Here is a 19,260-nt window from a genome sequence, read left to right on the forward strand (position 1 = left end):
ATCGAGAGTTCCCATGTCCCTGACGCTCCACGGCATCCGCAACTGCGACACGGTCAAGAAGGCGCGGGCCGTTCTCGACACCCGCGGGGTCGAGCACCGCTTCCGCGACTTCAAGGCCGATGCGCCGGGCGAGGCCGAGTTGCGGCGATGGTGCGCGGCGGCCGGCTGGGGGACGCTCCTGAACCGCGCCGGCACGACCTTTCGCAAGCTGCCGGAGGCCGAGCGCGCCGACATGACGGAGGCGAAGGCCATCGCCCTGATGCTCGCGCACCCCAGCCTCATCAAGCGGCCGGTCGCCGAAACGGGCGAGACCATCCTCGTGGGCTTCAAGCCGGACACCTACGCCAGCGCCTTCGGCTGATCCGGGGCGGGCCGTCAGGCGTCGCGCGCGGCGGCGAACCAGCGGCAGATGTCGTTGAGAAAACACGTCTCGCAGCGCGGCCGGCGCGACAGGCACACCGTCTTGCCGAACTGCAGCAGCCAGAAATGACCGTCGCGCCGGGCCCAGTCCGGCACCAAACGCTCCAGCGCTGCGGCGGTCTTGTCGGCGGTGCGCTCATTAGTGATGCCGGTGCGGTTGCAGACGCGAAAGACGTGCGTGTCGACCGCGATCACATCCTCGTCGAAGGTGAAGCTCATGACGATGTCGGCGCATTTGCGCCCGATGCCGGGCAGCGCCATCAGCCCTTCGCGCGTCTGCGGCACGACGCGGTCGTGCTCCTCGATCAGCGCGGCGCACAGGCGTCTGATGCTCTTCGCCTTCATGTTGTAGAGGCCGCAGGGCTTGATCGCGCGGGCGATCTCCTCCTCCGACAGCTTCAGCATCGCGTCCGGGGTCTTGGCGAACGCGAACAGCGCCTTGGCGGCGGCCGCCGTGTTCACGTCGCGGCTCTGCGCCGACAGGAGGCAGGAGACGACGGAGCGGAACGGGTCGGGCTGGTCCTTCGGCCCCTTGGCGCTTGGGGTGCGGCCCGGCATGTGCTCGCGCAGCCGCCGGAAGGCCTCCTCGCGCTCGGCCTCGCCGAGTGCCCCGTGCCCCGTGTCCTTCTCCACCGCTGCGTCCATGCCGGTCGTCCTCCACGCGTCGTCGGGGTGGGGGACGCTCCGGGCCGCCGACGGGTTCCCCGCTGCGGCGATCAGCCCGCGGACGTCATCGCGAACTCCCAGCCGAGCATCGCGCGCTTGCGCGTCAGGCCCCAGTGGTAGCCGGTCAGGGCGCCCGACTTGCCGACCACGCGGTGACACGGCACCACGAAGGAGATCGGGTTGCGCCCGACGGCCGCACCGACGGCGCGCGAGGCCTTCGGCGCGCCCATCTCGGCGGCGATCCCCGAATAGGTGTGCGCCGCGCCGAACGGGATGGCGAGGAGCCGCTCCCAGACCCGCACTTCGAAGTCGGTGCCGATGAGGACGATGCGCAGCGGCGCGCCGGCGCCCCACTCGTCCGGCCGGAAGACGCGTGCGAGGCGCCGGGCCGCGCCCTCGTCGCTGCGCACGCTGGAGGCCCGCGGCCAGCGGCCGAGGAGATCGGCGAGAGCGTGCGCGTCGCCGCCGCGTTCCTCGTCCGAGAAGGCGAGACCCGCCAGCCCCTGCACTGTCCAGACGGCCAGCGCGCGGCCGAAGGGCGTGTCGGCAAAACCGTAGGACAGGGACAGGCCCTCTCCGCGCGCCTTGTGGAGCCCGGGGCTCATCGCCTCGTGCTTCACGAAAAGGTCGTGCAGGCGCGACGGACCGGACAGGCCGACCTCGATCGCCGTGTCGAGAAGCGGCAGCCCGTCGCCGAGAAGGCGCCGGGCGTGATCGATGGTGACGGCCTGCAGGAACGCCTTGGGGCTGAGGCCGGCCCAGCGCCGGCAGGCGGCCTCCAGCCGCTGGGGCGTCACCCCGCAGGCCTCGGCCACCGCGTCGAGCGAGGGCTGGCTGCGGTATTCCGCCGAGATGAACTCGATCGCCGTGCGCACCAGCGGATAGTCCGAAGGCGGGGGAACCTCCGCGAGGCCATCGAGCGGCTCGGCCGGACCGGGGGAGGGCGAGTGGTGGGTCATCGGATCGCTCCGCGCGTCATCTTCGACGCGACGATGGACCATGACCGATCCCGCGGCCACCCGTTTTCCCGGTCGTCCCGCGTCAGCCGCGCTTCGCCTCGTTGAGCGCGCGGTTGAAGGCTTCCGCAAAGCTCTCGCGGTCCTCCGGATTGAGGAAGGCGCCGATCTCGGTCTGCCGCCCTTCGCCCGCGACCGCCATGTGGGTGACGCCGGCCAGTTCGTGCCGGCGAACGAGGAAGCGCGTCCAGAACGGGTTGTAGCGGTCCTCCTGCACCGCGCCGCGCGGCGAGGTCTTGCGGATGGTCAGTTCGGTGCGCGACACGCGGACCTCCTCCGACGCGCGGGCCGAACGGAAGCTCGCCCTGAGCGCCACCCAGAGGAGCAGGACGTCGAGCCCGAAGAAGCCGACGACCGGCCAGGCGCCGTGGGAGACGAACACCGCGCCCGACAGGAGGCTCAAGCCTCCGAACAGGGCCATGGTCACGTTGAAGCCGCGCTTTCCCAGCGAGCGGTAAGGCGTCAGAAGGGCATGGAAGACGGTGCGATCGGCGCTGTCGGTCATCTGCGTCTTGCCTCGCAGGCTGGATCCGTTCCAATGGGCGGCGGCTCCCCGAGCTGCCGAGGCGATAATAGGGCTCTGACCATGGCGGAAAAAGCGCCTGCGACCAAGCGCGCGCGAAAAGCGCCATCGACGGGCGCGAGCAAGGCCGCACCCGTGGCCAAGGCCGTCCGTGCCAAGGCGCGCGCGAAGGCGCCGAAGATCCCTTACACGCCGGACGAGGTGGCCGAGATCTTCCGCCGCCTCGCGGTCCAGCGCCCGCACCCCACCTCGGAACTCGAGCACGTCAACACGTTCACGCTGCTCGTTGCCGTGGTCCTGTCGGCGCAGATGACGGATGCGGGCGTCAACCGGGCGACGCGCACGCTCTTCGCGCGCGCCTCGACGCCGGACGCGATGGCGGCGCTCGGGGAGGACGAGGTCCGCGAGGCGATCAAGTCGGTCGGCTTCTTCCGCACCAAAGCGAAGAACGTCCAGCGGCTATCGGAGATCCTGCGCGACCAGCACGGGGGCGAGGTGCCGCGCGACCGGGCGAGCCTCGAAGCCCTGCCGGGCGTCGGGCGAAAGACCGCCAACGTCATCCTGAACACGGCCTTCGGCGAGGAGACGCTCGCGGTCGACACGCATATCCTGCGCATCGGCAACCGCATCAAGATCGCGCCCGGCAAGACGCCGGAGGCGGTGGAGGACGGGTTCCTCAAGATCATCCCGGACGGGTTCCTGCGCCACGCCCATCACTGGCTGATCCTGCACGGACGCTTCGTGTGCAAGGCGAGGAAGCCGGACTGCGCGGTCTGCATCATCGCCGATCTCTGCCGGGCCGACGAGAGGTGGTGCGACACGGCGGCGCCGCTCGTCGCCCTGCCCGACGCCTCGCCGGGGCCTCAGCCCCTGCCGCCGGGTGCGAAGCGTCCGGGCGGCTGAGCCGCGACGCCCGGCGCGCCTTCGATCGTGCCTGGCGTGACGCCGTCGATCGGCAGGCCGCCCTCGCGCTGCGACACGCGCTGGTGGAGATGCACCATCATCGCCGCGGCGAAGAGCGGGGTCAGAAGGTTCAGGATCGGCACCGCCAGGAAGGCCGCCAGAAGCAGGCCGGCGGCGAAGACCGTGCCGCCGTAGCGCGAGCGAAGCGCGCGGACTTCCTCCTCCGATCGGTAGCGAAGCGCTGCGAACTCGAAATACTCGCGGCCGAGAAGGTAGCCGTTGATCACGAAGAAGGCGCCGAAATTGACCACCGGCACGAGAAGCAGCGCGAAGGCGAGGAGGTTGCCGAGGATCACGACGCCGAAGAACTTGACCGACAGGACGATCGAGCGCCCGAGCGGCAGCGCGCGGCCGACGGCATGGCCGGGATAGTCGCCCTGCTCCACGACCTCCGCGACGTCGTCGAGGAAGAGGCCCGCGATCACCGCCGAGACCGGCGCGATCAGGAAGGCGAGAAGGAAGGCGAGCGCGATGCCTGCCGCCCAGCCTGCAAGGGTCCCGGCATTGTCGACCCAGGCCGGCATGTCCGGCGAGAACTGCGAGAAGAACGGGATCACCTCGGCCTCGAACAGCCAGCGCACCGCGAACCAGAGCGCCACGAGGACGACGGCAGTGAGACCGAGCGATTTCCAGAGCGCGGCCCGGAAGGGCGGTGAGAAGACGTCGCCGAGGGCGCGGCCAGCCGAGGCCAGGATCATCGCTGAGGCTCCATCGTGTGTTCGGGAACAGGAGATGGGACGGCGGAGCGCCGCCAGCAATGGCACGCCCCAAGTGGACTTGCGCGCCCATCCCCGCTACCTCGCGCGAGAAGACGCCCTTTCCAGCCGAGGAAGCCGCCATGTCGCTCAAGGTCGCGGTCCAGATGGACCATGTGTCGGGAATCACCATCAAGGGCGATTCGACCTTCGCCCTGTGCCTGGAGGCCGAGCGGCGGGGGCACCAGCTCTTCCACTACACGCCCGACCGCCTCTCGCTGCGCGACGGGCGCGCGACGGCCCGCGTCGAGACGCTGAACCTCGTCGAGGAGCAGGGGAAGCATTTCGTGCTCGGGGCCCAGGAGAAGGTGGACCTCGCCGACATGGACGTGGTGCTCTTGCGCCAGGACCCGCCCTTCGACATGAACTACATCACCTCGACCCACATCCTGGAGCGGGTTCACCCGAAGACGCTGGTGGTCAACGATCCGGCCTGGGTGCGCAACATGCCGGAGAAGATCTTCGTCACCGAGTTCGCCGACCTGATGCCGGAGACGATCATCACCAAGGACCCGCAGGAGGTCGCCGACTTCCGCGCCGAGTTCGGCGAGATCGTGATGAAGCCGCTCTACGGCAACGGCGGGGCCGGCGTCTTCCACCTCACGAAGGAGGACCGCAACCTCTCCTCCTTCATGGAGACCTTCGCGCTCCTCTTCCGCGAGCCCTTCATCGTGCAGCGCTACCTGAAGGACGTGCGCAAGGGCGACAAGCGCGTCATCCTCATCGACGGCGAGCCGGTCGGTGCGATCAACCGCGTACCGTCCGAGACCGACGCGCGCTCCAACATGCATGTCGGCGGGCGCGCCGAGCCGACCGAGCTGACGGAGCGCGAGCGCGAGATCTGCGCGCGCATCGGCCCGACGCTGAAGGCGCGCGGCCAGGTGTTCGTCGGCATCGACGTGATCGGCGACTACCTCACCGAGATCAACGTGACGTCCCCGACGGGCATCCGTGAGGTGAAGCGCTTCGGCGGCGCCGACATCGCCGCGCTCTACTGGGACGCCGTCGAGGCGAAGCGCTGAAGCCCGTTCCTGAACGCCCGATGAACAGGGCGTTCGGGAACCGTTCGACCGCGCCGTGCTTGAATGCGTTCATCGAAGCCTTGTGACCGGACGGCTCCCATGCCCCGCCTGACCTTCCTGAAATCCGCCCTCCTGATCGGTGCCCTCCTCGTGCCGGGCATTGCCAGCGCCGCGACCGCGATCGCGACCACCAACGTCAACCTGCGCGCCGGCCCGTCCACCGCCTATCCGCCCGTCAACGTGGTGCGCGGTGGCGAGGACGTGCGCGTCTACGGGTGCCTCGCCAACCGCTCGTGGTGCGACGTCGACTTCTACGGCCAGCGCGGCTGGATGTCGTCGAACTACCTCGCCTTCGTGCGCGGCGGCGTGCGCTACACCGGCGAGCGCTCGGTGCGCTACATCGGCGCGCCGGTCGTCACCTACTCGTTCGGCGACTACTGGGATCGCTACTACCGCGATCGGCCTTTCTATCGCGAGCGTCAGCGTTGGGACGGCATCTACGGTCCGCGCATCTTCGACCGCGGTGGTCCGCCGCGCCGCGACTGGCGCGACGGCCCTCCGCCCCCGCCCTATGCGCGCCGCGACGACCGCCGCTGGGAGGAGCGTCGCGACGAACGTCGGGACCGCTGGGAAGAGCGCCGCGAGGAACGGCGCCAGCGCTGGGAGGACCGGCGCGACCGCTACGAGGACGGCCCGCCGCGCTGGCAGCGCACCGATGCCGGCCCGTTCGATCCCGAGGGCTACGACCGCGATTACTGACCACAAAAAAGGGCGTCTCGGGGCGCCCTTCTTCGTTTCTGCACGGAGCCGTCAGACGCCCGCTGCGCCCTTCGCCAGCGGCTTCGGCGCGCCGACGCGGGGTGCCGCGGGAGCCGGCGCCGCTGCGGGGGCCGGAGGGGCCACCGGCGCTCCGATCTTCGGCGCGAGCTCCAGCTGCGCCGGCTCGCGGGTCACCTTCCCGTAGATGCGGCGCTCCAGGTCCTTGGCGAGTTCGCGCGCCATCGCCCGGTCGACCCGCGCACGGTCCTGCGCGACCGAGATCACCGCGCCGGCGATGCCGTTGATCGCGCCCTGGTCCGACGTGCGCGCGTCGAAGCGGGTGATCTCGGTGCCGTCCTCCGCGCGCAGCACGCCCTTGGCCGTCAGGTGGTTGGAATCGCCGGCGAGAAGCGAGGCGACCGGGTTCTTGTAGTGAACGTCGACCAGCGTCAGGTCGAGCACGGCCGGCTTGCCCGGATGGGCGCCGACGAGCTGGGTGGGCACGGTCTGGCGCACCTGCGGCAGAAGATCGGTGTGCGCCTTCAGCGTTGGGGCGGTATTGATGTCCACCCGCGTGATGGCCAGCGGGCCGGTGGTCTTGACGATGGGCTGGGCGCAGCCGGCGAGCAGGAGCGCAAGGCCTGCCGCAGCGAGAGGTCTGAACGCGAAAGATGAAAATCCCGGGAGGTCGAAGGAGAGCGACCTGTAGCGGCGACCGGGCCCGCCTAGTAGTTTGATTGTGACCGGCAAGCGCTTCGTCCGGTCAAGTTTGCGTGTCCCGCCATCGACCCGTCGAACACCGAGCGAAAACGCGCAGGAGTTGTGGAAGACGGTGTTTGTTCCCGCCTCGTTCTTGTCGCCGCTGCGGTGCTTCGCTAATCTTCAAAGGATTGGGGCGACAGGCGTTGGGGAACGGGCCGGCATGATCTCGCGCGTCAGGACCGTCGCCTTCCAGGGCGTCGACGCCATTCCGGTCGATGTCGAGGTGATGGTCGCGCCCGGCAAGATGGGAATGCAGATCGTCGGCCTCGCCGACAAGGCGGTGGCGGAAAGCCGCGAGCGCGTCCAGGCGGCGCTCCACGCGTCCGGCCTGTCGATGCCCCCCAAGCGCGTGACGGTGAACCTCGCGCCCGCCGACCTGCCGAAGGAAGGCTCGCACTACGACCTGCCGATCGCCCTCGGGCTGATGGCGGCGCTCGGCGCGCTGCCCGCCGAGAAACTCGCGGGCTACCTCGTCCTCGGCGAACTCTCGCTTGGCGGAACGGTCTCGCCGGTCGCGGGCGTCCTGCCGGCGGCGATGGCGGCCCACGACCTGTCGCTCGGCCTGATCTGCCCGGAGGCCGGCGGTCCGGAAGCCGCCTGGGCGAGCGTCGACATGCCGATCGTCGCCGCGCGCAGCCTGATCCAGATCGCCAACCACTTCCGCGGCACGCAGGTCCTCGGCCGGCCCGAGCCTGCCGTGCGCGCGTCCGCCGCGGACCTCCCCGACATGGCCGAAATCCGCGGGCAGGCGACCGCCCGCCGGGCGCTCGAGGTGGCGGCCGCCGGCGGCCACAACATGCTGATGTGCGGGCCGCCGGGCTCCGGCAAGTCGATGATCGCCGGACGCCTGCCCTCGATCCTGCCGCCGCTGGTGCCCGCCGAGATCCTCGACGTGTCGCGCATCGCCTCGATCGCGGGCGAGTTGTCCGATGGCCGGCTGTCGGATCGGCGTCCCTTCCGCGCACCGCACCACTCCGCCTCGATGGCCGCGATGGTCGGCGGCGGCCATCGCACGCGCCCCGGCGAGGTGTCGCTCGCCCATCGCGGCGTGCTCTTTCTCGACGAATTGCCGGAGTTCTCGCCCGCCGTACTCGATTCGCTCCGCCAGCCGATCGAAAGCGGGGAGAGCGTCATCGCGCGCGCCAACTACCGCGTCACATACCCCGCGCGGTTCCAGCTCGTCGCCGCGATGAACCCCTGCCGCTGCGGGATGGCCGGCGAGCCCGGTCATGCCTGCGCGCGCGGGCCCCGCTGCGCCTCGGACTACCAGGCCCGCGTTTCCGGCCCGCTGCTCGACCGCATCGACATCCGCATCGACGTGCCCGCCGTCTCGGCCGCCGACCTCCTGACCGTCGCCCCGTCCGAGCCGTCGGCCACGGTGCGCGCGCGCGTCGAGGCCGCTCGTCGGATCCAGTCCGCCCGCTACGAGACGCTGGGTCTTCCCGCCACGACGCTCAACGCCCACTGCTCTGCCGCCCTCGTGGAGCGGGTCGCCGCGCCCGATGCCGCCGGCTCGAAGCTCCTGCGCGAGGCGGCCGAGCGCATGGCCTTCTCGGCCCGCGCCTACCACCGCATCCTCAAGGTCGCCCGGACGCTGGCCGACCTTGCCGGCAGCGAGACCGTCGGTCGCCCGCACCTCGCCGAAGCCATCAGCTACCGCGTCGCCACCGAGCGCCCGGCGGTCGCGGGGTAGGGCTCGGTCGGGATGGCGGGGCTGCCGCCCCGATCCCCGCTCGGGAAGGAATTCCCGAACCCTTCTTTTCGTTTGACGATCTTTCCAAAGACGAAGGCGGCCTGCAGCCCCCTTCGTCTTTGGACTCTCTTCGAATGGAGAGGGGTTCCAGGGGAAATCATTTCCCTTGGCGGGGTCTGGGGCAGAGCCCCATCGTCCAAGTCGCACTCACCCCAGGATCGCCCGGACCTCCGGCAGGTCAGCGAGATGCGTCTGGGGGCGGGGGCCGATCTGCGCGATGATGTGGCCGGCGGCGATGGCGCCGAGACGGGCGGACTGGTCATGGGGGAGGCCGGCTGTGTAGCCGCGCAGGAAGCCGGAGGCGAAGAGGTCGCCGGCACCCGTCGTGTCGACGACGTCGGGAACGACGGTCGCGGGGAAGGCCTGTCGGCTGGCGCCTTCGACGACCACGCAGCCTTCGGCGCCGCGGGTGACGACGGCGAGGCGCTTGGCATCCTGGCCGAGGTGGTGCAGGGCTTCTTCCAGGATCTCGGTCTGGTAGAGCGCCAGCGCCTCCGGCTCGTTGGCGAAGACGATGTCGACGGTGCCGGATCGCATGAGGTCGAGGAACTCGGCGCGGTAGCGGTGGACGCAGAAACTGTCCGACAGCGTCATCGCGACCTCGCGCCCGTGGGTGTGGGCGATCCGGGCGGCTTCGAGGATCGCGTCCTTGGCGCGCGGCGGATCCCAGAGGTAGCCCTCGAAATAGGTGACGCGGGCGGCGGCGACGATCTCCTCGACCACGTCCTCGGGCGACAGCTCGATGCAGGCGCCGAGATAGGTGTTCATCGACCGCTCGCCGTCGGGCGTGACGAGGATCATCGAGCGGGCGGTCGGCGGCGTATCGGCGAGCGGCGCCGTCTCGTAGCGGATGCCGAGCGAGCGGATGTCGTGGGCGAAGATGCGGCCGAGCTGGTCGTCCGCAACCTTGCCGAAGTAGGCGCCGGTGCCGCCGAGCGAGACGAGGCCGGCCACCGTGTTGCCGGCGCTGCCGCCCGACATCTCGGTGGCCGGGCCCATCTTGCCGTAGAGCTCCTCGGCGCGGGCGGCGTCGATCAGCGTCATGGCGCCCTTCTCGATGCCGGCCTCGGCCAGGAACGCATCGTCGGTCCGCGAGATGATGTCGACGATGGCGTTGCCGATCGTCAGGAGGTCGTAGTCGGCCATACGGAGAGGAGCCTTCGGGTTTCGGGTGGTCAGGCGGGGGCCCAGGCATTGGGGATGTGGACCGGCCAGCGGCGGGGCAGGACGGCGACGATGTCGAAGCGCAGCGACAGGCGAGCATGGTCGCGCTGCTTCTGGAGCCAGAGGTCGGCGGCGCGCGCGATGCGGGCCTGTGCGGCGGGCGTGACCGCGTCCATGGCGGCTTCCAGGCTGGCGCGCGCCTTCACCTCGACGATCGCGACCGTATCGCCGCGCCGGGCGACGATATCGATCTCGCCGAGCTTCGTGCGGTGGCGCATGGCGAGGATGCGGTAGCCCTTGAGGCGGAGCGCCCAGGCCGCCAGCCACTCGCCGCGATGACCCTTGGCGAAGCGCGCGCGGCGCTCGGCGAGGCGATCGGCGGTCTTCATGGAGACTTCAGCGCCAGAGCGCGTTGGTAGAGATCGCGGCGGGAAAGGCCGGTCAGCTTCACCGCCTCCTGCGCGGCCTTGGCGGGCTTCATCTCGGCAAGGAGCCCGCGCAGGATGGCGTCGACGTCGGCCGGCGCGTCCGCCGCCTCGTCGGCTGGCGGGCCGATGCAGACGACGATCTCGCCGCGCACGCGCTCCATCACGGCGAACTCGGCGGCGAGGTCCGGCAGGGGCGCGCGGTAGATCGTCTCGAAGGCCTTGGTGAGTTCGCGGCAGACGGCGGCGGGACGCGGGCCCAGCACATCCGCCATGTCGGCGAGACTGTCGGCGATCCGGTGCGGTGCCTCAAAGAACAGGAGCGTGCCGGGAATGCGGGCGAGCGCCTCCAGCCGCGCCCGCCGACCGCTTTCCTTGGCGGGCAGGAAACCGGCGAAGAAGAAGGCGTCTGACGGCAGCCCCGAAGCGAGAAGCGCGGCGAGCGGCGCGGAGGCGCCGGGCACCGGAACGACGGGGAGGCCCCGCGCGATCGCCTCGCGCCCGAGCCGGTAGCCGGGATCGGAGACGAGCGGTGTCCCGGCGTCGGAGACGAGGGCGACGGAGCGCCCGGCAGCGAGCTCCCCGAGCAGCGCCTCGTCGGCGCTCTCGGCCGAATGCTCATGATAGGACCAGGCCCGGCGTCGGATGCCGTAGCGCTGCAGGAGCTTGCCGGTCTGGCGCGTGTCCTCGCAGGCGAGGACGTCGGCGCCCGCGATGATCTCCAGCGCGCGCAGCGTGATGTCGCCGAGGTTCCCGATCGGAGTGGCGACGAAATAGAGCGCCGGCTCGGGGCGGTAGGCGGGGAAGGCGGCGTCGCGGATCGTGAAGCCGCCGCGCTCCTCGCCGGTCGCGATCGTGGGCTCGGCGTCGGGCTCGTCGCTCATGCCGCCCTCGGCGCCCAGAGGATGACGGCCGCGCCCGCGAGGCAGAGCGCAGCGCCCACGAGGTCGAACCGGTCCGGCCTTGCGCCCTCCGCGCCCCACATCCACAGGAGCGAGGCGAGAATGTAGATCCCGCCATAGGCGGCATAGGCGCGCCCGGCGAACTCCGCGTCGACGCGCGTCAGGGCATAGGCGAAAAGTGTGAGCGCAACGACGCCGGGAGCCAGCCACCAGCGCGAGGCGTCGAGCCGCAACACCGCCCAGACCGCGAAACAGCCGGCGATCTCCGCCACGGCCGCGAAGGCATAGACGGCGAGCGTCGTCACGCGAGGTCCGCCACCACGGCGTCGAGCACCAGCATGCCGGTCGGCGTCGCGCGGATGCGGTCGGGCCCGAGACGCTCGACCATGCCGTGGCCGGCGAGCTCGCGGACCGTCTCGGCGTCGAGGTCGCGCCCGGACAGATCGCGCCAGCGCTTCAGATCCATGCCCTCGACGAGGCGCAGGCCCATCAGCATCAGCTCGTCCGCCTGCTCCTGCGCCTCGAGCGGCACGTCCTCGACGAAGCCGGCGTCCCAGTCCTCGACCATGCGCAGCCAGGTTTCCGGATGCTTCTCGTTGGATACGGCGTGGCGCGTGCCGTCCGGGCCGGGAAGGCGGGCGTGGGCGCCGGGGCCGACGCCGGCATAGAGGCCGTAGCGCCAGTAGGTGAGGTTGTGGCGCGATTCCGCGCCCGGCACGGCGTGGTTGGAAATCTCGTAGGCCGGAAGGCCGTGCGCGCGGGTGATTTCCTGCGTCGCCTCGTAGAGCTCGGCCGAAAGCTCGCCGTCCGGCACCTTCAGCTTGCCCGCCTTGTGGAGCGCGTGGAAGGCCGTGCCTTCCTCGATGGTCAGCTGGTAGAGCGACAGGTGGTCGGCGGCGAGCCCGATGGCCTGCGCGAGTTCGCCTTCCCAGTCCGCGACGCCCTGACCGGGGCGGGCATAGATGAGATCGAACGAGAGGCGCGGGAAGATCTCGCGCGCGAGGCCGATCGAGCCGAGCGCCTGGGAGACGTCGTGAAGGCGGCCGAGGCGGCGAAGGTCCCGGTCGTTCAGCGCCTGCACGCCGAGCGAGACGCGGTTGACGCCGGCTGCCCGGTAGCCGCGGAAGCGCGTCGCCTCGACCGACGAGGGGTTGGCCTCCAGCGTGATTTCGGCGCCGTCGGCCACGGTCCAGAGCGAGGCGATCTCGTCGAGGATCGCGCCCACCGTCGCCGGCTCCATCAGGCTCGGCGTGCCGCCGCCCAGAAAGATCGAGGTCACGGTCTCGCCGCCGGTGCGCCGCGCCTGTTCGGCGAGCTCGCGCCGGAAGGCGGCGACATAGCGCGCCTGGTCCACCGGCTCGTGGCGGACATGGCTGTTGAAGTCGCAATACGGGCACTTGGCGGCGCAGAAGGGCCAGTGCACGTAGACGCCGAAGCCGGGATCGCCGGCCGGCGGCGTGTAGGGCCGGATCGCCGACAGGGGGCGCAGGGCGAGACTCACGAGACCCCGAGCGCTTCCCGCGCGAAGAGCCGGAAGGCGCGGGCGCGATGCGACAGGGCCGTTTCCTGTCCGGGCACCCAGCCGTGCTTCTCGTGCGAGGGCATCTCGCCGAAGGTGCGCGTCTCGTTCTCGGGCAGGAAGCAGGGGTCGTAGCCGAAGCCGAGGCTTCCGCGCGGCGGCCAGACGATCGTGCCCTCGATCTCGCCGCGGAACTCGCGCGTCTGCCCGTCGGGGAAGGCGAGGCTGAGGACGGCGACGAAACGACCGGTGCGCCGGTCGGGCGTCGTGGCGCCGGCCGCCTCGAGCTTCTCCTCGATCTGGCGCATGGCCATGGTAAAGTCCTTGGCGGGTCCCGCCCAGCGGGCCGAGTAGATGCCGGGATCGCCGCCCAGCGCATCGACCGCCAGCCCCGAGTCGTCCGACAGCGCGGGAAGGCCGGTCGCGCGGGCGGCTGCCAGCGCCTTGATCCGTGCGTTCTCCTCGAAGGTCGTGCCGGTCTCCTCGGGCTCGGGCAGCCCCTTGTCCGCCGCCGAGACGACCTCGAAGCCGAGCGGCGCCAGAAGCTCGCGGAATTCCGCGATCTTGCCGGCGTTGTGGCTGGCGATCAGCAGCGGGCCATCGGCCGGGTCGAGGGGCAGGTCGTGCGTCATGGCGAAAACCGCTTCCGTTCGAGGGGCCCGGCTCAGGCGCCGAGCACCGCCTTCTGATGCTCGACGAGCTGTCGGATGCCAGCGTCGGCCAGCCCCAGGAGCGCGTCGAGCTCGGCGCGCGAGAACGGCTCGCCCTCGGCCGTGCCCTGGATCTCGACGATGCCGCCGCGCCCCGTCATCACGAAGTTGGCGTCCGTCTCGGCGGCCGAGTCCTCGAGATAGTCGAGATCGAGCACCGGCGTGCCCTGATGGATGCCGCAGGAGATGGCGGCGACATGGTCCTTGAGGACCGCGTCGCGCTTCACCATGCCGCGCGTCTCCATCCAGGCGAGGCAGTCCGACAGGGCAACGAAGGCGCCGGTGATGGCGGCCGTGCGCGTGCCGCCGTCGGCCTGAATCACGTCGCAGTCGACGGTGATCTGGCGCTCGCCGAGCGCCTGAAGGTTGACGACGGCGCGGAGCGAGCGGCCGATCAGGCGCTGAATTTCCTGCGTGCGGCCGGACTGCTTGCCGGCGGCCGCCTCGCGGCGCATGCGCTCGCCCGTGGCGCGCGGCAGCATGCCGTATTCGGCCGTGACCCAGCCCTTGCCGGTGTTCTTCAGCCAGCCGGGGACGCGCTCCTCGAGGCTGGCGGCGCAGAGCACGTGCGTATCGCCGAACTTGACGAGGCAGGAGCCCTCGGCGTGGCGCGAGACGCCGCGCTCCAGCGAGACGGGCCGCAATTCGTCGTTCTGGCGTTTGGAAGGCCGCATGGAGTGTCCGCTCGGGCTGGGTAAGGTGTTGCGGTCTCCTTAACGCATACCATCGGCGACCGGAAGCGGCGGCGCCGATTATGCGCCGCCGGCCTCCGAACGAGCGCCCGTCAGCCCGCCCGTGCGGCGACCTCGGCGATCTCGCGCACGCACGTCTCGATCAGCCGCTCGCGCAGGGCGAGCGTCTGCCAGCCGTGGTCGCCGCCGGGATAGGACGTCAGCCGCGCCTCCGGCCAGACGGCATGGTAGCGCTCGGCATAGCGGAACGGCACCACCTCGTCGGCCTCGCCGTGATGGAGGAAGACGGGACCGCGATAGCTCGAGAGGCCCGCATAGGCGTCGTAGCCCTCCATGCCGCGCACGAAGGCGGGGCCGATCGCCTGGCCGTTCACGTCGAACGGCTCGCCGGCGAGGATCGAACCGTAGGGCCGTCCTAGGATTTTGCCGTCCGCCACCTCGTCGACGCTCGCGGCGGCTGGGGCGAGGAGGGTGAGGCTCGCGATCGCGTCGGGCCGGCGGCCGGCGAGCGTCGCCGATTCCATCCCGCCCAGCGAATGGCCGACCAGGTGCACCGGACGGGGCGCGAGGTCGCACATGGCCGACAACTGCGCCAGTTCGTCCGGCACGTTCACGTCGAAGAAGCGGCCGTCGCTCTCGCCATGACCGGCGCGGTCGAAGCTCACGACGTCGAAGCCCTCGGCGGCCAGCGCCCGCGCCAGTTCGACGAACATGCGGTTGTTGCCCATCCGGTTGCTGGAAAAACCGTGCGCCAGGAGGACGTGGCCGGCATGGCCGCCGGGGTAGCGTGTGCCGCGAAGCGTCAGGTCGCCGTGCTGGAGTTCGAGGGGTTCCATGGGGCTTCGCGTCCTGTCGGATTTCGGTCTCGTCTAGCTAGATCGGATCGCGCCCGAGGCCACCGTCGCGGTCCCGCGCGTCCCGATCGGCAGGACGGTGCGCAGGTCCCCCGATTTCCCCGCGCCTGCGCCATCGCGGCGCTTGGCCGGGCCCACGCCGATCCATATATTCGGGACCGTCATGAAGATCGGTCCCTCGCTGTCCCTCCCGCGCGATCCCCTGGATCGGCGCCTCGACCTCGGGCAGGCGCTCGACGAGCGCTCGCGCGAGATCTTTCGGCTGATCGTCGACAGCTATCTCGAATCGGGCGAGCCGGTCGGCTCGCGCAACCTGTCGCGCCTCCTGACCAACCAGCTTTCGCCCGCCTCGATCCGCAACGTCATGTCGGACCTCGAGGCGCTCGGCCTGATCTACGCGCCGCACGTCTCGGCGGGACGCCTGCCGACCGAGATCGGCCTGCGCTTCTTCGTCGACGCCTTCCTCGAAACCGGCGACCTGCCGGAGCGCGAGCGCCTTGAGATCGAGGAGCGCGTGCGGGCCGAAGGCGAGCGTCGTCCCGTCGACGCGCTTCTGACCGAGGCCTCGCAGCTTCTTTCCGGCCTGTCGCGCGGGGCGGGGATCGTGCTGGCCTCCAAGGCCGACATCCGGCTGAAGCACATCGAGTTCGTGCGCCTCGATGCGACGCGCGCGCTGGTCGTGCTCGTCGGCGAGAACGGCGAGGTCGAGAACCGCGTCCTCGAACTGACGCCCGGCATCACCGCCTCGCAGCTCGTGGAAGCCGCCAATTTCCTCAACGCGCACGTCGTCGGGCGCACGCTCGGCGAGGCGCGCGCCCGCATCGCCGCCCTGAAGGACGACACCGCCCGCGCGCTCGACCGCCTGTCGCAGGAACTCGTCGAGGCGGGGCTCGCCGTGTGGTCGGGCGAGGGTGCGGGCACGCCGTCCCGCCTCATCGTGCGCGGTCGCGCCAACCTTCTCGACAGCGTCACCGCGGCCCCCGACCTCGAACGCCTGCGCCACCTCTTCGACGATCTCGAATCGAAGAGCTCGATCATGGAGCTCATCGATCTTGCCGAAGCCGGCAACGGCGTGCGCATCTTCATCGGGTCGGAGAACAAGCTGTTCTCGATGTCGGGCTCGTCGCTGGTGATCGCGCCCTACAGCGACGGCGACGACCGGGTGATCGGCGCCGTCGGCGTGATCGGCCCGACGCGCCTCAACTATCGGCGCATCGTGCCGATGGTGGACTACACCGCCCGGCTCGTCTCGCGCCTTCTTTCGGGCACCGCGCCGCCCCGTCGGCCTTGATTTTCCGCCCGCCCCATTCGATATCCCGCACCGACCCATTCCCGGCCGCGACGGCCGTCGACCCATCGCGTCGACGGCGGGAACTGGCCCGATCTTCCCATGACGAAGGAGCGCCCTCTTCGATGACGAGCGACACCGACAAGACGGCAGGCGAACGCCAGGGCGAGGCGGCGACGACGGGCGGACAGGCCTTCTTCAAGGGCGGCGGCAGCGCCGGGGCGACCGCCGGCGACATGAACGCGCCGCACATCGAGACGCCGACGGGCGATGACGAAGCGGTGCCGACCTGGGGCGGCAACCACGCCACTGACGCCGACCGCGCCCGCGTCGCCGAACTCGAGACCGAGAATGCCGACGTCAAGGACCGCCTGCTGCGCCTTGCCGCCGACATGGAGAACCTGCGCCGGCGCACCGAGCGCGAGATCAAGGACGCGCGCCAGTTCGCGGTCGCCAACTTCGCCCGCGACATGCTCTCGGTGTCGGACAATCTCGACCGCGCCATCCAGGCCCTGCCGGCCGGGGCGCGAGAGAGCGGCGACGCCGGCTTCACCGCGCTCGTCGAGGGCGTCGAGATGACCGGCCGCTCCATGCTGTCGGCCATGGAGCGCCACGGCGTGAAGAAGCTCGAGCCGCTCAACCAGCGCTTCGATCCGAACTTCCACCAGGCGATGTTCGAGGTCCCGAACCCGGACCTGCCCGCCAATACCGTGGTGCAGGTCGTCCAGGAAGGCTACGCCATCGGCGAGCGCGTCCTCCGCCCCGCCCTCGTCGGCGTGTCGAAGGGCGGCCCCAAGGGCGCGGCTCCCACCGCCGGCGTCGACAGCAAGCCCGGCGTGCCGGACGAGAGCACCAAGGACGCCTGAGGGGGGCGGAAGGGGATTGCGGGGCTGCCGCCCCGGTCCCCGCTCGGGAAAGAATTCCCGAACCCTTCTTTCTTTTTGACATGAAAACGGGGGCCGCTGGCCCCCGTTTTCATGTCACCCAAGATGGGGGTCCAGGGGAATCATTCCCCTGGCGGGGTGCAGGGGCAGCGCCCCTGCTGATCCAGCGCGCCCCTCAGAACGTCGGCGGCGTCTCGCCGGCCGCGCGGTAGGCGGCGGTGACGGTGTTGGCCATGAGCATGGCGATGGTCATCGGGCCGACGCCGCCGGGAACGGGGGTGATGGCCGAGGCGATCTGGCTGGCGGGCTCGTGGGCGACGTCGCCGACGAGGCGGGTCTTGCCTTCGCCGCGCTCGGGCGCGTCGATCCGGTTGATGCCGACGTCGATGACGACGGCGCCCGGCTTGATGCATTCGGGCCCGAGCGCCTGCGGGCGGCCGATCGCGGCGACGAGGATGTCGGCCTCACGGCAAAGGGCGGGCAGGTCCTTCGTGCGGGAGTGGGCGACGGTGACGGTGGCGTTGGCGAGAAGGAGTAGCTGCGCCATCGGCTTGCCGACGAGGTTGGAGCGGCCGACGACGACGGCGCGCCGGCCCGAAAGGTCGTCGCCCAGCACCCGGCGCAGCATCACCATGCAGCCGGCGGGCGTGCAGGGCACGAAGGCTTGCCCTGCGAGGCCCGACGCGAGACGCCCGGCACTGACGACAGTGAGGCCGTCGACGTCCTTGTCCGGATGGATGCGACCAACGACGGCGTCGGCGTCGAGGCCCTTGGGCAGCGGCAGCTGCTGAAGGATGCCGTGGATGGCGGGATCGGCGTTCAGCCGGTCGATCAGGGCAAGGAGGTCGGCCTGCGGCACGTCGGCGGGCAGCGTGTGGGTGACGGAGTGGAAGCCGCATTCCCGCGCCATGCGCCCCTTGGAGCCGACATAGACCTGGCTCGCGGGGTCTTCGCCGACCAGCACCACGGCGAGCCCCGGCTTTACGCCCCTGCGCGATTCGAGGTCGGCGGCCGCCTGCTTGACCTTCGCCAGCACGTCCTCGGCCACCGCCTTGCCGTCGATCCTCGTCGCTGCCATCGAAACCGTTCCCTGTCCGAGCGCCATGTTGCGGCGCTTATAAAGCGGGAACGGCGGGCGCGCGAGTATCGAGGCGTCGTTTGGCGAGGACGGCGGGGCTGTTCGCCGGCTCCGGGGCTTCTATCATCTGCGGCATCGAGAGCCGGCAGGGGACGGGCGTCATGCAGCTTCAGGGACAGGTCGCGGTGGTCACGGGCGCAGGGTCGGGCATCGGCCGGGCGATCGCGCTGGCCTTTGCGCGCGAGGGCGCGAGCGTCGGCATCGCCGACATCGCCGCGGACGGCGCGCAGAAGGTCGCGGCCGAGATCGAGGCGGCGGGCGGGACGGCTCTGGCGGTGACGATGGACGTCACCGACGAGGCGATGGTGAACGCCGGCGTCGACCGGATCGCCGAGCGCTTCGGGCGTCTCGACGCGATGGTGGCCAATGCCGGGATCCAGATCGTCCACCCGATCGAGGAGTTCCCCTACGAGGAGTTCCGACGCGTGGTGGACATCCACCTCGGCGGCTCGTTCCTGCTCACCAAGGCCGCCGTGCGGCACATGTATCCGAAGAAGCGCGGTGCGCTGATCTACATGGGCTCGGTGCACAGCCACGAGGCCTCGGCGCTCAAAAGCGCCTATGTCGCCGCCAAGCACGGCATCCTCGGCCTCGCTCGCACGATGGCGAAGGAGGGCGGCAAGCACGGCGTGCGCTCCAACGTCATCTGCCCCGGCTTCGTGCGCACGCCCCTCGTCGAGAAGCAGATTCCCGAGCAGGCGCGCGACCTCGGCATCTCGGAGGAGGAGGTCGTCAAGAACGTGATGCTCGGGCGCACCGTGGACGGTGAGTTCACGACGCTGGAAGACGTCGCGGCGCTCGCCGTCTTCCTCGCCGGCTTCCGCTCGGCCGCGCTCACCGGCCAGTCGATCACCGCCAGCCACGGCTGGTACATGGGCTGACCCCAAGGCTTTCGGAGGCGACCATGGATATCATCACGATCCAGCCGATCGGGGCGCTGATTGCCGGCGTCCTGATCCTCTTGATGCCGCGCCTCCTGAACTACATCGTCGCGATCTACCTGATCGTGATCGGTATCACGGGGCTGATGGGAACCATCTAGCCC

The 19,260-nt window shown here is 70.6% G+C and carries 23 protein-coding genes; 9 read left to right on the plus strand and 14 right to left on the minus strand.

Annotated features, from left to right (window positions below):
* Positions 1–13 precede the first annotated feature (13 nt).
* The gene (locus BM175_RS08735) at positions 14–361 is read left to right on the plus strand and encodes an arsenate reductase (protein WP_090962087.1); all 348 of its coding nucleotides are present in this window, start codon (positions 14–16) and stop codon (positions 359–361) included.
* 14 nt (positions 362–375) lie between these two features.
* On the opposite strand, the gene BM175_RS08740 is transcribed toward BM175_RS08735, so the two are convergent.
* The 3 genes from BM175_RS08740 to BM175_RS08750 form a co-directional block, all read right to left on the minus strand.
* Entirely contained in the window at positions 376–1,065 is a 690-nt protein-coding gene (locus BM175_RS08740; protein WP_090962088.1) for an endonuclease III domain-containing protein, read from the minus strand.
* Between the two features lie 71 nt (positions 1,066–1,136).
* A complete protein-coding gene (locus tag BM175_RS08745; protein ID WP_090962355.1) occupies positions 1,137–2,045 on the minus strand; it encodes a methylated-DNA--[protein]-cysteine S-methyltransferase in 909 nt (302 codons plus the stop codon).
* Positions 2,046–2,127: 82 nt separating this feature from the next.
* Positions 2,128–2,607 (minus strand): DUF2244 domain-containing protein, encoded by a 480-nt coding sequence (locus BM175_RS08750; protein ID WP_090962090.1) that lies wholly within the window; start codon positions 2,605–2,607, stop codon positions 2,128–2,130.
* A 75-nt stretch (positions 2,608–2,682) separates the two neighbouring features.
* On the opposite strand from BM175_RS08750, the gene nth reads away from it, so the two are divergent.
* Positions 2,683–3,528: an endonuclease III gene (gene nth / locus BM175_RS08755; protein ID WP_183193301.1), complete on the plus strand. Its 846-nt coding sequence runs from the start codon at positions 2,683–2,685 to the stop codon at positions 3,526–3,528.
* Here the strand turns inward: nth and BM175_RS08760 are convergent.
* Positions 3,489–4,286: a sulfate transporter family protein gene (locus BM175_RS08760; RefSeq protein WP_090962093.1), complete on the minus strand. Its 798-nt coding sequence runs from the start codon at positions 4,284–4,286 to the stop codon at positions 3,489–3,491. The two genes, nth and BM175_RS08760, sit on opposite strands and share 40 nt — an antisense overlap.
* Before the next feature lie 140 nt (positions 4,287–4,426).
* Here BM175_RS08760 and gshB point away from each other — a divergent pair, with 140 nt between their 5' ends.
* The gene (gene gshB, locus BM175_RS08765) at positions 4,427–5,365 is read left to right on the plus strand and encodes a glutathione synthase (protein ID WP_090962095.1); all 939 of its coding nucleotides are present in this window, start codon (positions 4,427–4,429) and stop codon (positions 5,363–5,365) included.
* A gap of 99 nt (positions 5,366–5,464) precedes the next feature.
* Positions 5,465–6,124, plus strand: coding sequence for an SH3 domain-containing protein (locus BM175_RS08770; protein ID WP_175526805.1), 660 nt, complete (start codon positions 5,465–5,467; stop codon positions 6,122–6,124).
* 51 nt (positions 6,125–6,175) lie between these two features.
* Here the strand turns inward: BM175_RS08770 and BM175_RS08775 are convergent, their stop codons facing one another.
* Complete coding sequence (locus BM175_RS08775) at positions 6,176–6,874, minus strand: hypothetical protein (RefSeq protein WP_090962099.1); 699 nt, start codon at positions 6,872–6,874, stop codon at positions 6,176–6,178.
* Positions 6,875–7,046: 172 nt separating this feature from the next.
* On the opposite strand from BM175_RS08775, the gene BM175_RS08780 reads away from it, so the two are divergent.
* Positions 7,047–8,579 (plus strand): YifB family Mg chelatase-like AAA ATPase, encoded by a 1,533-nt coding sequence (locus BM175_RS08780; protein WP_090962101.1) that lies wholly within the window; start codon positions 7,047–7,049, stop codon positions 8,577–8,579.
* Positions 8,580–8,786: 207 nt separating this feature from the next.
* On the opposite strand, the gene BM175_RS08785 is transcribed toward BM175_RS08780, so the two are convergent.
* The 8 genes from BM175_RS08785 to BM175_RS08820 form a co-directional block, all read right to left on the minus strand.
* Positions 8,787–9,785: an adenosine kinase gene (locus tag BM175_RS08785; RefSeq protein ID WP_090962103.1), complete on the minus strand. Its 999-nt coding sequence runs from the start codon at positions 9,783–9,785 to the stop codon at positions 8,787–8,789.
* 29 nt (positions 9,786–9,814) lie between these two features.
* Positions 9,815–10,192 (minus strand): YraN family protein, encoded by a 378-nt coding sequence (locus tag BM175_RS08790; RefSeq protein ID WP_090962105.1) that lies wholly within the window; start codon positions 10,190–10,192, stop codon positions 9,815–9,817.
* Positions 10,189–11,112, minus strand: a complete 924-nt coding sequence (gene rsmI / locus BM175_RS08795) for a 16S rRNA (cytidine(1402)-2'-O)-methyltransferase (protein WP_090962107.1) — start codon at positions 11,110–11,112, stop codon at positions 10,189–10,191. Before rsmI ends, BM175_RS08790 begins: the two co-directional genes overlap by 4 nt.
* On the minus strand, positions 11,109–11,435 hold the full coding sequence (locus BM175_RS08800; RefSeq protein WP_090962109.1) for a YnfA family protein: 327 nt from the start codon (positions 11,433–11,435) through the stop codon (positions 11,109–11,111). The genes rsmI and BM175_RS08800 overlap by 4 nt, the downstream gene beginning before the upstream one ends.
* Positions 11,432–12,631 (minus strand): radical SAM family heme chaperone HemW, encoded by a 1,200-nt coding sequence (hemW, locus tag BM175_RS08805; protein ID WP_090962111.1) that lies wholly within the window; start codon positions 12,629–12,631, stop codon positions 11,432–11,434. Before hemW ends, BM175_RS08800 begins: the two co-directional genes overlap by 4 nt.
* Positions 12,628–13,281, minus strand: a complete 654-nt coding sequence (gene rdgB, locus BM175_RS08810; RefSeq protein ID WP_090962114.1) for an RdgB/HAM1 family non-canonical purine NTP pyrophosphatase — start codon at positions 13,279–13,281, stop codon at positions 12,628–12,630. The genes hemW and rdgB overlap by 4 nt, the downstream gene beginning before the upstream one ends.
* A 32-nt stretch (positions 13,282–13,313) precedes the next feature.
* Positions 13,314–14,033, minus strand: coding sequence for a ribonuclease PH (gene rph / locus BM175_RS08815; RefSeq protein WP_090962115.1), 720 nt, complete (start codon positions 14,031–14,033; stop codon positions 13,314–13,316).
* A gap of 110 nt (positions 14,034–14,143) precedes the next feature.
* Positions 14,144–14,887 (minus strand): alpha/beta fold hydrolase, encoded by a 744-nt coding sequence (locus BM175_RS08820; protein ID WP_090962117.1) that lies wholly within the window; start codon positions 14,885–14,887, stop codon positions 14,144–14,146.
* 181 nt (positions 14,888–15,068) lie between these two features.
* Between BM175_RS08820 and hrcA the strand changes: the two genes are divergently transcribed.
* Both hrcA and grpE read left to right on the plus strand, forming a co-directional pair.
* Positions 15,069–16,196 (plus strand): heat-inducible transcriptional repressor HrcA, encoded by a 1,128-nt coding sequence (gene hrcA / locus BM175_RS08825; RefSeq protein WP_090962119.1) that lies wholly within the window; start codon positions 15,069–15,071, stop codon positions 16,194–16,196.
* A 233-nt stretch (positions 16,197–16,429) separates the two neighbouring features.
* Positions 16,430–17,059, plus strand: coding sequence for a nucleotide exchange factor GrpE (gene grpE, locus BM175_RS08830; protein ID WP_425285267.1), 630 nt, complete (start codon positions 16,430–16,432; stop codon positions 17,057–17,059).
* A gap of 193 nt (positions 17,060–17,252) precedes the next feature.
* Here the strand turns inward: grpE and folD are convergent, their stop codons facing one another.
* Positions 17,253–18,155, minus strand: coding sequence for a bifunctional methylenetetrahydrofolate dehydrogenase/methenyltetrahydrofolate cyclohydrolase FolD (gene folD / locus BM175_RS08835; RefSeq protein ID WP_090962123.1), 903 nt, complete (start codon positions 18,153–18,155; stop codon positions 17,253–17,255).
* A 161-nt stretch (positions 18,156–18,316) separates the two neighbouring features.
* Between folD and BM175_RS08840 the strand changes: the two genes are divergently transcribed.
* Both BM175_RS08840 and BM175_RS08845 read left to right on the plus strand, forming a co-directional pair.
* The gene (locus BM175_RS08840) at positions 18,317–19,096 is read left to right on the plus strand and encodes a 3-hydroxybutyrate dehydrogenase (RefSeq protein ID WP_090962357.1); all 780 of its coding nucleotides are present in this window, start codon (positions 18,317–18,319) and stop codon (positions 19,094–19,096) included.
* A gap of 23 nt (positions 19,097–19,119) precedes the next feature.
* On the plus strand, positions 19,120–19,257 hold the full coding sequence (locus tag BM175_RS08845; RefSeq protein WP_090962125.1) for a DUF3096 domain-containing protein: 138 nt from the start codon (positions 19,120–19,122) through the stop codon (positions 19,255–19,257).
* Positions 19,258–19,260 lie beyond the last annotated feature (3 nt).

The sequence above is a fragment of the Aureimonas phyllosphaerae genome (assembly GCF_900113065.1).
GTDB classification, from domain to species: Bacteria; Pseudomonadota; Alphaproteobacteria; order Rhizobiales; family Rhizobiaceae; genus Aureimonas; species Aureimonas phyllosphaerae.